Here is a 15,215-nt window from a genome sequence, read left to right on the forward strand (position 1 = left end):
CTATTTTGTTTCTGCCAAAAAAGTTTGTGTCCTGAGCGCGTGTAAAATCTCCTTCACAGCATTAGTCTGTCTTAATTCCTCCTGTGATTATGCTCTATAATCTGAAATTTCAGTCGGGATGCCGCATACTCATTTATGTTGCACTATTTTGGAAGAAAAAAGATGTTAAAAATCAAATATATAAAAAATATAGATATAACTGATATTATTAAGTTATTTTAGAGTATAATCACACAAATTTTTTTTAGGAGGATTTTATGTTACGCATTATGGAAGAGGCTCTAACATACGATGACGTTCTGTTAGTCCCAGCACACTCAACTGTTTTACCTAATACTGCTGATCTTCGTACCAGACTGACCTCCAATATTCAGCTGAATATTCCAATGATCTCTGCAGCAATGGATACTGTTACAGAATCCAATCTGGCAATTGCTTTAGCTCAGGAAGGCGGCATTGGCTTTATTCACAAAAACATGTCAATTGAGCGCCAGGCTCAGGAAGTGGCCAGAGTTAAACGTTATGAGAACGGAATGGTTACCAAGCCTGTTACCGTTCATCCGGAAGCAACCATCCGCGAGGTTCTTCAGCTTGCTGCAAAGTGCGGTTTTAACGGTTTCCCAGTAGTTGATGAGAATGGAAATCTTCTGGGTATTATCACTGGTCGTGACACCCGATTCCTAACCAAGCTTGATGTTAAGGTTCACGAGGTTATGACTCCAAAGGACAGGCTTGTTACTGTTCGTGAAAATGAGTCACGTGAAAACGTTCAGGCTTTAATGCAGAAACATAGAATTGAAAAAGTTTTAGTTGTTGATTCAACCTTTAAGCTAAAAGGTTTAATCACCGTTAAGGATTTCCAGAAGTCCTCAAACAAGCCTAATGCATGTAAGGATGCAATGGGCAGATTACGTGTGGGTGGTGCTATCGGCGCCGGTGCAGGTAATGAGGAAAGAGCTAAGGCTCTGGTTGAGGCTGGTGTAGACGTTCTTCTGGTTGACTCTTCACACGGTCACTCACAGGGCGTTTTAGACAGATTAAAGTGGCTTCGCAATGAGTATCCTGAGTTACCAATCATCGGCGGTAATGTTGCAACTGCTGCAGGTGCTTTAGCATTAGCTGATGCCGGTGTAAATGCTGTTAAGGTTGGTATCGGTCCAGGTTCTATCTGTACTACCCGTATCGTTACCGGCTGCGGTGTTCCTCAGATGACCGCTGTTTCAAATGCTGTTGATGCTCTTAAGGGATCTGATGTAACAGTTATCGCTGACGGCGGTATCCGCTACTCAGGTGATATTGCCAAGGCTTTAGCTGCAGGTGCAAACTGCGTTATGGTTGGTTCTATGTTCGCTGGTACCGAGGAAGCTCCTGGCGAGATCGAAATCTATCAGGGTCGTTCCTTCAAGTCATACCGCGGCATGGGCTCTCTGGCTGCTATGTCAAAGGGTTCTGCCGACCGTTACTTCCAGTCTGACAATGCTGCTGACAAGCTGGTTCCTGAAGGTATCGAAGGTCGTGTGGCCTATAAGGGTATGCTAAAGGGCATCATCCACCAGCAGATGGGCGGTCTGCGTTCAGCAATGGGCTTAACCGGCTGTGCAACCATCGATGAACTGCGTACCAAGGCTCAGTTCGTACGCATCACCTCCGCTGGCTTCAGCGAGTCACATGTTCACGACGTTTCAATTACCAAGGAAGCTCCTAATTACCAGAGCCACGTATAAGAAACGTTAAAATACAGAGCACCTGATGTATAATACTAAGGTGCTTTTTTATTTCTGTCCTGTAATATCTTTGATTTGTTCAGATTACAGGATAATCTCAACAAGAGTAGTAAATATGTCTTCACAGAACATACATTCTGAAAAAATCCTCATCCTAGATTTCGGTTCACAGGTAACCCAGCTGATTGCCCGTCGTATCCGTGAAATCGGCGTATACTGCGAAATCTATCCTTTTGATGCTGATTTAAGCTTAATTAAAGAATTCAATGCTCAGGGTATCATCCTTTCTGGAAGTCCTGAGTCTACCACTGAGGACAATTCTCCTCGTGCTCCTTCATGGGTATTTGAGGCTGGTGTTCCTGTTTTAGGTATCTGTTACGGTCTTCAGACCATGACTGTACAGTTAGGCGGAACCGTTCAGGGCTCAAGCAAGAGAGAGTATGGCCATGCTACTGTTGAAGTAAAGGCTGCATGTCCTCTGTTTGACGGACTGACCGATCATGTCGGTGAGAAAAAGCTTGATGTGTGGATGTCACACGGTGACAAGGTAACCTCAATTCCTGAGGGCTTCGTAACCGTAGGCAGCACTGACACCTGCCCATATGCAGCTGTATATAATGCAGAGAAGCAGTTCTACGGTGTACAGTTCCACCCAGAGGTAACACACTCTGTTCAGGGCGCTGAGATGTTAAAGCGCTTTGCTTTAAATGTATGCGGTCTGCATGGGCTGTGGTCTCCTAGCGCAATTATTGATGACGCTGTTGCCAGAATTCGTGAGCAGGTTGGTGATAAGAAGGTTTTATTAGGTCTTTCAGGCGGTGTTGATTCATCTGTTACTGCCTTGCTGCTGCAGAAAGCAATCGGTAAACAGCTGACCTGTGTATTCGTTGATAACGGTCTTCTAAGACTGAACGAAGGTCAGCAGGTTAAGCAGATGTTTGAGCCTATGGATCTTAACTTTGTATATGCCGATGCATCTGACAGATTCCTTGAGGCTTTAAAGGGGATTTCTGATCCTGAGTTAAAGCGTAAGGCAATCGGCAAGACTTTTATTGATGTGTTTGCTGATGAGGCAAGAAAACTTGATGATGTTGAGTTCCTTGCTCAGGGTACTATTTACCCAGATGTTATTGAATCTGCTGCTGCAAAATCAGGAAAGGCTCATGTTATAAAGTCTCACCACAACGTTGGCGGTCTTCCTGATGATCTTAAGTTCAAGCTGGTTGAACCATTACGTGAGCTATTCAAGGATGAAGTTAGACGTATCGGTATTGCTTTAGGTCTTCCTGAGAGCATGGTTATGCGTCATCCTTTCCCAGGCCCAGGTTTAGGCGTTAGAGTTTTAGGTGAGGTTAAGAAAGAGTATCTTGATCTGCTAAGACGTGCTGATGCAATCTTCATGGAAGAGCTTAACAAGACCGGATGGTACCAGAAGGTAAGTCAGGCTTTCACTGTATTCCTGCCTGTAAGAGCAGTTGGTGTTATGGGCGATCACCGCAGCTATGATTTCGTAGTATCTTTAAGAGCGGTTAAGACCATCGACTTTATGACAGCAAAGTGGGCTGAGCTTCCATATGATCTGTTAGGACATATCTCCAACAGAATCATCAATGAGATTAACGGTATTTCCCGTGTAGTTTATGATATTTCTGGTAAACCACCAGCAACTATCGAGTGGGAATAAAATAGTTAGAAGAGCCCTGCAGTAAAATGTGGGGCCTTTTTTTGTCTTCAGTCTTGCTCAAAAGAATTGTTGTGGATACTGTTACGGATGAAGATAGACTGCATCCTGTGATTTACAGGATGCTGATCTGTTAATAGGCTTTGTCGTTCTAGACTGACAATGCTGTAACCATCATGTCTTTTACTGACTGTGCTGATGAATTCTTTTTATCGTTAGAATCAAAAGAATTATCTTTTACTCTTTCCTTAAATTCTCTCAGTTTGCTTACAAAAAGAGAAAGATTTTTTTCAAAGAGTTCGTATTCACACTCATAGGTTACGACCATATTCAGACAAAAATCCTTAGTCGTTGGACTTATGCTTGTAAAAACATCCCCTAAATGATTTTCCTGCAGCATTCCGTATAAAACTTTACTGTCACAGTTCTCTGCTGAAGAGATAGGGGCATAGATGTATAAGACATTGTTTCTGATTTCAAAATTGACAGGATCTCTATCAAAGATAAGACAACAGGTGTTCTGCGGACTCATAATGATAGAGACCTTAAGTCTGGAACCTAATGTATCAATCAGTGATACAAAGTTATTTTCCGTATTAAACATAATCGCGATTGAATTCTACCTTCACATCTCCGGTATTAATACCAACAGAAATCTTCTCCAGAGTAAGAGTGGTATCATTTTTTATCATACCCTCAGGTAGCTGAATCCATCCAATAATTGCATTTGGACGAATCTTGGTAATGTTTACCTCGCCACCACTCTCATCAATATCTTTCAACTTGTTCTTCAGAAGAATATCCTTCATTGCATATGAATGTTCGTTCTCACCAAGTTTATTGGTATCGATGATATAGATACGACCTTTTGGATCTACAAGATAATTCTTACTGTTTGTAATATTTGTTGCTGTTGATACGCCGTTTGGACCAGTTGCTCCCTTGGTTTTTCCAAGACCCTTTGCCTGCTGCATATTATCAGGTACGGTTAAATCGTTACGAGATAAGAATCCGCCTGCATCCTTGATTTCATTTGGAGAACGATTATCTCCTCTGAAAACGATACCTTTGAATTCATAAACATCGCGCTTAACATTTTCATTGTCTAAAGCTTCAGATGTTTTGGCTGTTGAACCTCTTTCAATATCATTTTTTAGTTGGAATCTTACAAAATCAGTAAGATCGGTTGCATTCTTGATAGAAGGTAACTGTCCAACGGAAATCATATCTCTTTCTTTTACTGTCATATGGAGCAGCTGTAATATCTTCTCATATTCTTTCTGATTTAGCTTACGCTGCTCTCTCATATCTTCTGAATCTTTTAAGGCTCTCTCAATATTTGCCTTAATTTCTTCTAATTGAACTCCCGCCTTTAAAGCCTCAAATCCGGTATTGGCTATACTTGCAGCTAGTGGACTTAATTCTGTAGATACAATCTTATCGATCTGCTTTCTAAGCTCAACTGGGTTGTCAGGGAGATCTTTCTTCTCTACTGGAGGAGGATTATTTACCTTTGCATTCTCCAGATTCTGAGGTACTTTATTACCTTCAACTTTGACTTCTTTATCCTCAGGTAAGATTGGTCCAATGTTAAGATTATTGACATTTAGATTATCTGACATTTTTTCTTCCCCAAAAACTTAAACAAACCATTTAAAGGTTGAATTGTGAAAATCTTTTTGAATTATTCCTCTGAATAAAATGTATTAAGATGAATAATTGTAACTACATTATTATTTTATGACATTTAAAAAAATTAAAGAGGGTAAAATAACTGTTTTGTGACAATGAGCATTAATTTTTATTAAAAAATAATAATTCTCAGACTATGTTGCTTTTATTTTCGTTATCCTATGAATGTGAATAATGTTTTGAGATACCACCGTGAATAAAAGATTTATAGTCTGTTCTATATTTCTGCTTTCTGTATTAAGCTTTGGCTGTAGAGATTATCAGAACGACAAAAACAAAAACGTTCAGGAAGTAGAGGTTAAGGTTGTAAGCCTTGCAAAACAGGATGTGTCGCTTATTGCTCATTTAAACGGAAGTGTAAGAGCTTATGAGAGTGCTGATATCAGACCTCAGATCAGCGGTATTATCCGTGATCAGCTTTTTTCTGGAGGCGAGACTGTAAAGAAAGGTCAGCCTTTATATCAGATTGACGACCGACCTTTTAAAAACCGCTATGACTACACCGAGGCTGAGTATCAGAAATACTGTGCCAAATTCAATCTTGTAAAAATCAAACTCGACAGATACAGAAATCTTCAGAAGACCAACTCTGTAAGTAATCAGGAGCTAGAGAACGTCAGATCAGAATATGCTGAGGCGCTTGCTCAGCAGAAGATTTCTCTTGCCAATTTTGAGGATGCCAAGCTTAATCTGGAATATACCAGAGTTCTATCTCCTATAGACGGTATTGTGGGTAAGTCAAATGTTACCAAGGGTGCTCTTGTAACTCAGAATCAGAGTGACCTCCTTACCACTGTTGTTGATATCTCAAAGGTCTATGTTGATCTGCAGCAGAGTGCTGATGCCTTCAGAAAATGGCAGCTTAAACTAAAAAACGGTGAACTTCACATGCCAAAGGACGGCTTTAAGGTGAAGATTCTCTCTGATGATAACCGTTACGTAAAGGAAGGCTCATTTAAGTTTCATGAAGTGGTAGTCAATGAAGATTCTGGTAATCTGACCCTTCGTGCTATCTTTGATAACGAGGACCATATTCTTCTGCCTGGCATGACAGTGAGTGCTGTAATTGACTATGGTGTTGCTAGAGATTCGCTAAGCATCCCGGAAAGCGCAATTATCAGAGAACCTAAAGGTACAACCTTTGTCTTTGTGGTTAAAGAGGGGACCGCCTCAAGAGTGCAGGTTGATTTAACTCCTTCTGTAAATGGCTATTATCTTGTGAAATCAGGTCTTGCTGAAGGCGATAAGGTTGTTGTCAGCGGTAAGAAGCTGCTTAAAAACGGAATTAAAGTTAAAGTAGCAGCTGGAGAGTAGGGCATGTTAAGTCGTTTTTTTATCTATCGCCCTGTTCTTGCAACCGTCGTTGCCTTTATTACCATTCTGATGGGCTTTCTATGTGTACCTAATCTTGAGATTGCCCGTTTCCCAAATATTGCACCTCCATCTGTTCGATTAAACCTAAGATATAACGGAGCCTCTGCTATCACCATTGAAAACTCTGTAGTTCAGGTGGTAGAACAGCAGATGTCTGGTCTAGATGGTCTTCTATATTTCTCCTCCCGATCAACCTCAGAGGGTGATGCTAATATAAGCTTTAGCTTTGATCCGTCAATTGACCCGGATGTCGCTCAGATGCAGATTCAGAACCGCCTGCAGAATATTATGAGCAGACTTCCTCAGGCGGTACAGGATAATGGAGTTTCGGTAAGAAAGGTCTCTGAGGATACCCTGCAGCGAATAGCTTTTTACTGTGTTGACGGCTCCATGTCTCAGGAGGATATCTCGGATTTCGTGGTTTCGGTACTGCAGGATCAGTTAAGTCGTATCAACGGAGTGGGTAGTGTCTCTGTATTTGGTTCTGCCTTTGCAGTCAGAATCTGGCTTAATCTTGACAAGATGGCCTCCTATAAACTGAATCCTCAGGATGTGGTTAATGCTTTAAGCTCTCAGAACCGACAGATTTCCTCGGGGCAGCTTGGTGCTCTTCCAAATGACTATGATGAGCCTATAAATATCACTATCAAGTCTCGTGAAATGTTAAGTTCTATCGAGGATTTTGAAAAGGTTGTCCTCAAGTCCTATGAGAATGGTGCTACTGTATTTCTTAAGGATGTGGCAAGAATTGAATTTGGTCGAGAGAGCTACACCTTCTCAGGTAACTATAATGGCTATCCTGTAACTGCAGTTTCAATCGATCTGACCGATGGTGCCAATGCTGTTGAGACTGCCCATAGAATCGAAGACTTCTTAGAAAGTGTAAAGCACAATCTTCCTGAAGGTCTCAAATACGCAATCCCTTATGATACTGTTCCTTTTGTAACAGCCTCTCTGCACGAAGTTTTAAAAACTTTATGTGAAGCTCTGCTACTTGTTGCTCTGGTTATTCTGCTGTTTTTAAGAGATATCAGAGCAACCATGATAGTCTGTCTTACTATTCCTATTGTTATCAGTGCCACTTTCAGTGTGCTTTACCTTTTAGGTTATTCAATAAACACACTGACTCTGTTTGGTATTGTTCTTTCAATCGGTCTGCTTGTAGATGATGCCATTGTGGTGGTCGAGAACATTAATCGTCTGATGGTAGAGCAGGAGCTGACACCGAAGGAAGCGGCTTTAAAATCTATGTCAGAGATATCCTCTGCACTCTTCGGTGTTGGTTTGGTAATTGCTGCCGTCTTTATCCCAATGGGATTTTTCTCTGGAGCCACGGGAAAAATCTATCGACAGTTTTCAGTAAGTATTGTCAGTGCAATGCTTTTCTCTATCGCCGTTGCTCTGATTATTACTCCATCCTGGTGTGCAAAATATCTTAAAAAACCCGTCCGTCATGAACACCTTTCTTCTTCACGCACAAAGCTTGATTTTGGTGTAAGACTTTTAGAGCTTGGAAGAGAGAAGTTTCTGGTCTATGTTGCCTATCTTTTAAAGCATCTGAAACTCTGTTTTATTGTATCAGTGGTTCTGGCAGTACTGAGCCTGGGACTTGTTAAAGTTATTCCATCATCTTTCCTGCCAACAGAGGATCAGGGCATTCTATTTGCGAACATTACAATGCCGGCAGGCGCCTCCCAAAAACAGACAAGGGCAGTTGCCAATGAAGTTCAGTCGTACTTTGAAGAGATTGAGAAGGATAATATTGAAGGCGTAATGGCCTCCTTAGGTTTCAGTGGAGGTGGTTCGCGAGGTCAGTCTGTAGCCTCTGTTTACGTAAAGCTTAAAAACTGGGATGACAGACCAGGAGAAGAAAATACAGCGATGTCCATCAAGGACAGAGCCTATGCTCACTTCAAAAATCATGATTCTGCAAGGATCAATGTGGTTCTGCCTAGTGGTGTCCGCGGCATGGGGCCTTCTGCCGGATTCAGTATTCAGGTTCAGAATATCATGGGCGTTGACCGTGATACTTTTGTTAAAGATGTAAATGAGATTGTTGCTACTGCTAATCAGTCAGGTGTAATTACCAATGTACGCTCTGATTCAATGCCGGATTCTCCTCAGCTTATTATGTCCTTTAACGATAGTATGGCCTTATCTCATCATCTTTCACCCGAGGTTATCAACAACAATATATCAGTTGCCTGGGCGGGCAAGTACGTAAATGATTTTCTTGATAGAGGCCGAATCAAGAGAGTTTATGTTCAGGCTGATGCTAAATACCGTACTTCGCTTTCAGATCTGTTCAAGATGAATCTGGTTAATTCTCAGGATCAGCTTGTTCCTTTAAACAGTGTTGCAAAGGCAAGATTCGACTATGGTCCTGTACAGAGTCAGAGATTCAATGGTATTTCCTCTATTCCTATTTCTGGTGATCCTGTAAAAGGCGTCAGCTCTGGTCAGGCTATGGATATGATTGCAAAAATTGTATCTGAGCATCCAAACAATTACGCCTATGCCTGGCAGGGACAGTCTTTCCAGGAAAAACTTCTAGGCGCACAGTCCTCAAAGCTATTCTTCCTGTCTGCTCTGATTGTGTTCCTGATTTTAGCTGCTCTGTATGAAAGCTGGACCATACCTGTATCAGTGATTTTTATTATTCCGTTCGGCATTTTAGGCGCTTTGTTATTTGTGTTCATGAGATCGCTTGTAAATGACGTTTATCTGCAGATCGGTCTGTTAACTTCCGGAGCTTTAGCATGTAAGAATGCTATTCTTCTGATTGAATATGCCCATAAATTCAATTTAAAGGGATTGTCTCTCATGAAGAGTGCGCAAAAAGCTGCTTTGATTCGTTTCAGACCTATTGTTATGACCTCGGTAGCTTTTCTTTTAGGTGTATTTCCTCTGATGTTTGCTACAGGTGCTGGTGCTGCCAGTCAGATTTCAATCGGAACCGCAATTGTTGGAGGCACATTTTTCGCAACATTTATAGGTGTGTCCTTTATACCAGGATTTTTTGTGATGGTGTCTTACGTTTTCCTATTTAGAAAAAAGAAGAGCCGTAAAATAAGCACATAATATGAACAAAGCCTATTTGCAGAGGAGGATTATTGATGGATGCTATTGAAAATATTCTATCCAGAAAAAGTGTAAGAGAATTCTCTGATAAGGAGATTTCAGAGAAAGATCTTAAAACTATTCTGACTGCTGGAATGAGCGGACCTAGTGCTGTAAATATGAGACCTTTTGAGTTTATTGTCACCAGAAAAAAAGCTCTTTTAGAGCAGATAGCAGAGGCAAACGGTCCTTATTCTGGTCCACTTAAACTGGCTAATGTGGGCATTATTGTCTGCGGAGATACCGATAAGGCTTATCTTGGAAAAGAAGGGTACTGGATTATTGATAGCACAATTGCGGCACAGAATATGATTTTAGCTGCAAATGCTTTGGGTATCGGAAGTGTGTGGCTTGGAACCTATCCTGAAAAAGCAAAATATACTGCTATTCAGAAATTATTTTCTCTATCAAATCATGTCATACCTCTGGGGACACTTGCATTTGGTTATCCTCTTGATAATAAGAGAGAAGTTAGAGACCTTTATGAATATGAGAAAGTTCACTTGGATAAGTGGTAAAAAAATTTTTACTTGTATAAATAAATAAACGATCGATCTCTCATTTTTTTTGTTATAATGTGCGCCATCGCAACGCGATGAGGTATGTGAAATACATAAATCGGCAGCTAATCTGTTGATTTACATAATTAAATCCATCTTTTGTTTTTGTGATCTCAAAAACAAAAGAGTTTTTGCAGCTGCTGCCTTTTGCGCGGTAGCTGCGATTACGACGATTCACCATGTTTGAAGGAAAACTGATTAAACTACTTATAGCAATTCTTTTTGCTGTATTTTCATTGTCCACGATAAGTGCGCATTCAGAGGCTGCTAAGTTAACCTCTGCAGTAGTCGTTTTTTCTCCAAATTCTCATACCAAGGAAGTTGGCAAGATGATTGCCAACAGTAAAGAAGCTCCTCTTATGGAGATTATTCCTGAGCAGCCATATACTGCTGATGATCTCAATTACCGATTGGAAAACTGCAGGGCAATTGTAGAATCTACTGATCCTAAAGCCAGACCAGAAATTGCAAATGATCTGAAAATTGTACAGAAGTACGATGTGATTTTCTTAGGTTCGCCTGTCTGGTTTAGAAAGCCTCCTAAGATTATTTTATCTTTCTTGGATAAATACGATTTAAAAGGGAAGAAGATCTATGTCTTTGTAACCTCAGGCGGTTCTCCTGTATTCAATTATGTTGAAGAGCTCAGAACTCTTTATCCTCAACTGAACTTTGTTGAAGGCCGTCGCTTCCGTCCTGATGAGATTCAGGAAAATGTTGATGAGTGGCTTGACGGGCTGAAATAATTTTTTTCTTGTACAATTCTCTTAATTCTACGCTGTTCAATATATTTTTATAAAAAAGTTGATAAAGATCTTGTTTGCGTGGATTGTCTATTATATTTTTTAGGCTTTGTCTAATTTTCTTCATTTTTAAACTGAAATTTTTGTGAATTTATTTAGAATTTTTATCTGTCATGTATAAAAGTCTTTATACATAGAACAACAAAAAAAATTAATTAAAGACATATTGGAGTTTACATAATGAAGATTAAATCTATGGCTTTTGCCTTATGTGCATCTATGCTTGCATTATCTAGTTCAGTATATGCATCCAGACCTGCAGATTTTGGCAATAAATACCAGCTTGAAGAGATGGTTGTTCTAAGCCGTCATAATATTCGTTCACCTCTGTCTGGTAACGGTTCAGCTTTAGGCAATGTTACCCCTCACAAGTGGTTCAACTGGACTTCTGGTCCTAGCGAATTATCTCTTCGTGGCGGTCAGCTAGAGACTATGATGGGGCAGTATTTCTGCAAGAGACTGGTTGCTGATGGTCTGATGACAGAAAACTATATTCCTGCAGAAGGCGAGATGCGTTTCTACGCAAACTCAATGCAGCGTACCATTGCTACAGCTCAGTATTTCTCATCTGGTATGCTTCCTGTTGCCAATGTAACCATCGAGCACAAGTTCGCTCCATCAAAGATGGATCCTGTATTTAATCCTCAGCTTACTTTCATTTCAAATGAATTCATGTATCAGGCTATGAAGGAAATCGGTCACATGGGCGGTGATGCTGGTCTGCAGGGAATTGGCAAGAACATGTCCGCTCAGTACAGAACTATTGAAAAAGCTCTAGATCTGAAAGATTCTCCTGTTGCAAAGACTGATGGTTTAACCAAGTTTAGAGATGACGATCTGCAGATTATCCTTGAGATTAACAAGGAACCAGCAATGAAGGGCTCATTGAAGCTTGCAAATTCTGCATCTGATGCCTTCATTCTTCAGTACTATGAAGAAAAAGATCCTGTTAAGGCCGGTTTCGGTCACAAGTTAACCCAGAAAGAGTGGGAACTGATTGCTTCAATCAAGGATATCTACGGTGATGTGCTGTTTACCGCTCCATCTGTAGCTGTTAACGTTGCTCATCCTCTACTGAAGGTTATGAGTGAAGAGCTTGCCTTAGATAAACGCAAGTTCACTTTCCTCTGCGGTCATGATTCAAATATTGCCAGTGTTCTTGCAGCCTTAGATGTTGAGGAGTACTCACTGCCTAACAGCATCGAGAAGAAGACTCCAATTGGTTCTAAACTTGTTCTTGAGAAATTCAAGGGTAAGGATGGAAAGGAATACGTTGGTCTAAGCATTGTATATCAGAACACTGCTCAGCTACGTGATCGTACAGCTTTAACCTTGGAGACTCCACCTGAGTGCTTCCCAATCAAGCTAAAGGGCTTAAAGGCTAACAGTGACGGTCTATATCTGCTAGAGGATGTTCAGCAGAGATTCAAGAAAGCAATTGATGCCTATGACGATCTGCCAAAAGATCAGGAAGTTAAAAAGGCCGCATAATTACTAATTAAAATCTTCTCCTCATTATTTAGAGATTAGCGCAGAACAGCACTAATCTCTTTTTTTGAGAGTCCAAGTAGCTTATTTTATGCCTGCTGAGCTCTTTCTTCTTTTCCTCCTCCTGCGAGCTTAAGTGCAAAATCGGTAAATCTTTCCTTCAGACGTTTTGCATGTCTCAGCTCTGAATGGGTAATTGCAGAGCCTTGTTTTTTGTCTTCATCCAATGACTTTGTTTCTGATAGGATATTATTGAATTTTTCTCCCTGGAGATTATTTCCGTAGTAATCAGCAAACTGGAACATTACCGGAATATTCTGTTCTTTGAAGAATTCCAGTCCAAGTTTGCTGGTTTCTCTGAATGTTGCTATAGAAAATATAGAATTCAGCCTTTGAAAACGCTCTGTATACATTGGACCATCATCAGCTCTTTCACGAGCCTCCTCTGGAGAATAACCGGCTTTAATGTCATCGTTATAATATTTATCGTATCTTTCCTGTTCTTTTTCATTTCTCCAGTTTTCGGTTGCACAGAACTCCTTTAATTTCTCGTTACGTTCTTTTTCATCTTTAATATTCATAACATCCAGATAATTTTTAACGTCAGATACCAGCTCCTCAAATTCTTCCTGTGTTATATCTTTATAATCATAGCTAAGATTTTTTAACACAAAGTTTCGCAATGCTTTGTCCGGATCTGCCTTAAATTGGGCTTTCCATCCTGTTTCTTTTTCAGGAATTGAATTCGGATCCTGATGAAGATATTCATTTAGTTTGGTTGGAATATCTATTTTTTTTACATTCTCTTCTCTTGAAAGAAAATTTTTCCATGCACCTAGCATCTCAGGACTAATGTTATAACTTTTTCTCCGATCTTCTCTTATATTATGTTCTCCATTTTTGATGTTGTTAATTGTTTGTGAATAGGTTTCTGAATTTTTCATATTTTTAGCTTTTGGACAGATTAAAAGCCTATCTGGAGCAATATTTAGTGCTGCATTATAATTATCAATTTGTATAAATCTGAGTTTTACTCCCTCTGAGGCAAATTCATTCTGAATTTTTTTTACAAGATTGTTTGTACTTACAATTTGTCTATTTGGAGATAGTCCGTAATCTGCAATCTCGATGTCTTTTACGCCTTTTTTCAGACTTTCACTGACAATGGATCTGAACTGTAAAAGATTCTGAGTGATCTGGGCATATTGGTTACTCGTCATAATAGTGGCAAGTTTATTGGTTATGCTATGTGCCACCTGACTGCGATATCCAAAAAGTTTCTGTAAAAAACCCTTAAGACCAGAAGCATAGTTTTTGGTTACATTGATCGCTACCTTATTATTGCCTTTATCCTTTGCTGAAAGGGTAAAGCTTTCTCCATTGATAACAATTTTGGCGGTACTATTTAGTTTGCCTGTTTTGTCCTGAAGCTTGTCAATAACATCTATGGTACCAATATCATCAATGGTGTTAGCGCGGATTGTATTCAAATTGATGTTGTCGGACATAACATACCTCCTAGGCAAAGGATGTTGGCACTGAATCTATAGTTTTTGAATCAGAATCAACTTTTTTAAGATGCTGTGCAATAGCCTGTTTAAATTTAAAGAAATCTAAGAATAGTTCCCCAACATCGGAACTTTCTAAAATGGATTCTGTATTAACCTGATAGAGAATAATTGCCTCTGTATCAGGATCTCTTCCTATGACTGGAGAATTACCTCCATGACTCAGCACGGGACCTAATCCAAGATCAAATAGATCCAATACAACTGAGTAACTGATGGGATCAGGAAGCGCAACTGCAACTGCTGTTGTAAAAATCAGATTGTGGTCCTCGGGATTTGCTACAACAGAGATAGCATCATCTTCGTTTATGGAAATTTCACATAAATTGTTGCTGTCGAATTCAAGATTAAGGTTAATCTTGTTTCCTATCTGTTTAAGGTAGTTTTCATAGTTAGAGTTGTTCATAAGAGAGCCTCATGTTTGTCTTATTCTTTTTAATTATAGGATAGATTAAAGTTTGTAGTGTAAAAATATATGTAATAATGGAGAGGTAGATCAAAAAAAAAGAACAAAAATACATTTAACCTTATGATATATAAGAAAAAGATTTTGACGATTCTTGTTTGTGGATTCTAAAATAGTGTACTGTCTTATTATTATTTTTTGATTAAAAATGCAGATAACTGAACATGAAATATGCCATGTATAATAAAATATACTATTTAAAATTTAGAAACCGCATAAATAAGCGAAAGTATTAAAATGTGACAAACTTCTAATAAAAAAATGTTTGACACTAAAAAAAAAGAGTCTATAATGCATTTCCGTTGTCACGAACGACAACGACAAATAAAACCAAGCGTTTTAAAAGTTCTTTAAAAACAAGTACGGACAATCTGTGTGGGCCCTCGGAAGAGGGAAACAAAGAGATAGAGAAGGCTAAGGCTGAAGGACTATCAAAAAAAATAAATCAAAATCTTTTTTATCGAAGAGTTTGATCATGGCTCAGATTGAACGCTGGCGGCAGGCCTAATACATGCAAGTCGAACGGTAACATAGGAAAAGCTTGCTTTTCCTGATGACGAGTGGCGGACGGGTGAGTAAAGTTTGGGAAGCTACCTGATAGAGGGGGACAACAGTTGGAAACGACTGCTAATACCGCATACAGCCTGAGGGTGAAAGCAGCGATGCGCTATCAGATGCGCCCAAATGGGATTAGCTAGTAGGTGAGGTAAAGGCTCACCTAGGCGACGATCTCTAGCTG

Annotated in this window: 11 protein-coding genes and 1 rRNA gene; 8 read left to right on the forward strand and 4 right to left on the reverse strand. The window is 39.8% G+C overall.

What is annotated here, in order from left to right:
• The first annotated feature begins 257 nt into the window (after window positions 1–257).
• Window positions 258–1,724, forward strand: coding sequence for an IMP dehydrogenase (gene guaB / locus BM308_RS08140; protein WP_074944416.1), 1,467 nt, complete (start codon window positions 258–260; stop codon window positions 1,722–1,724).
• Window positions 1,725–1,839: 115 nt separating this feature from the next.
• The gene (gene guaA / locus BM308_RS08145) at window positions 1,840–3,408 is read left to right on the forward strand and encodes a glutamine-hydrolyzing GMP synthase (RefSeq protein ID WP_074840823.1); all 1,569 of its coding nucleotides are present in this window, start codon (window positions 1,840–1,842) and stop codon (window positions 3,406–3,408) included.
• Between the two features lie 148 nt (window positions 3,409–3,556).
• Here guaA and BM308_RS08150 read toward each other — a convergent pair whose 3' ends face one another.
• Together BM308_RS08150 and BM308_RS08155 are read right to left on the reverse strand one after the other, a co-directional pair.
• On the reverse strand, window positions 3,557–4,009 hold the full coding sequence (locus tag BM308_RS08150; RefSeq protein WP_074944417.1) for a CesT family type III secretion system chaperone: 453 nt from the start codon (window positions 4,007–4,009) through the stop codon (window positions 3,557–3,559).
• Complete coding sequence (locus BM308_RS08155; RefSeq protein ID WP_074944419.1) at window positions 4,002–5,027, reverse strand: hypothetical protein; 1,026 nt, start codon at window positions 5,025–5,027, stop codon at window positions 4,002–4,004. Before BM308_RS08155 ends, BM308_RS08150 begins: the two co-directional genes overlap by 8 nt.
• A 262-nt stretch (window positions 5,028–5,289) precedes the next feature.
• Between BM308_RS08155 and BM308_RS08160 the strand changes: the two genes are divergently transcribed.
• From BM308_RS08160 to BM308_RS08180, 5 genes are all read left to right on the forward strand, one after another.
• Complete coding sequence (locus BM308_RS08160) at window positions 5,290–6,411, forward strand: efflux RND transporter periplasmic adaptor subunit (protein ID WP_074944420.1); 1,122 nt, start codon at window positions 5,290–5,292, stop codon at window positions 6,409–6,411.
• A 3-nt stretch (window positions 6,412–6,414) separates the two neighbouring features.
• Window positions 6,415–9,552, forward strand: a complete 3,138-nt coding sequence (locus tag BM308_RS08165; RefSeq protein ID WP_074944422.1) for an efflux RND transporter permease subunit — start codon at window positions 6,415–6,417, stop codon at window positions 9,550–9,552.
• Window positions 9,553–9,587: 35 nt separating this feature from the next.
• Window positions 9,588–10,109 carry a nitroreductase family protein gene (locus BM308_RS08170; protein ID WP_074944423.1) on the forward strand — a complete coding sequence of 174 codons (522 nt, stop codon included), beginning with the start codon at window positions 9,588–9,590 and terminating at the stop codon, window positions 10,107–10,109.
• Window positions 10,110–10,330: 221 nt separating this feature from the next.
• Window positions 10,331–10,897 carry a flavodoxin gene (locus BM308_RS08175; protein ID WP_083425506.1) on the forward strand — a complete coding sequence of 189 codons (567 nt, stop codon included), beginning with the start codon at window positions 10,331–10,333 and terminating at the stop codon, window positions 10,895–10,897.
• A 237-nt stretch (window positions 10,898–11,134) separates the two neighbouring features.
• Window positions 11,135–12,445, forward strand: a complete 1,311-nt coding sequence (locus BM308_RS08180; RefSeq protein ID WP_074944425.1) for a histidine-type phosphatase — start codon at window positions 11,135–11,137, stop codon at window positions 12,443–12,445.
• 86 nt (window positions 12,446–12,531) lie between these two features.
• Here the strand turns inward: BM308_RS08180 and BM308_RS08185 are convergent, their stop codons facing one another.
• The gene (locus BM308_RS08185; RefSeq protein WP_074944426.1) at window positions 12,532–13,950 is read right to left on the reverse strand and encodes a hypothetical protein; all 1,419 of its coding nucleotides are present in this window, start codon (window positions 13,948–13,950) and stop codon (window positions 12,532–12,534) included.
• Window positions 13,951–13,960: 10 nt separating this feature from the next.
• Entirely contained in the window at window positions 13,961–14,416 is a 456-nt protein-coding gene (locus BM308_RS08190) for a CesT family type III secretion system chaperone (protein WP_074944427.1), read from the reverse strand.
• A gap of 517 nt (window positions 14,417–14,933) precedes the next feature.
• Between BM308_RS08190 and BM308_RS08195 the strand changes: the two genes are divergently transcribed.
• A 16S ribosomal RNA gene (locus BM308_RS08195) occupies window positions 14,934–15,215 on the forward strand; the annotation flags it as partial.

The organism is Succinivibrio dextrinosolvens (assembly GCF_900116345.1).
GTDB lineage: Bacteria > Pseudomonadota > Gammaproteobacteria > Enterobacterales > Succinivibrionaceae > Succinivibrio > Succinivibrio dextrinosolvens_B.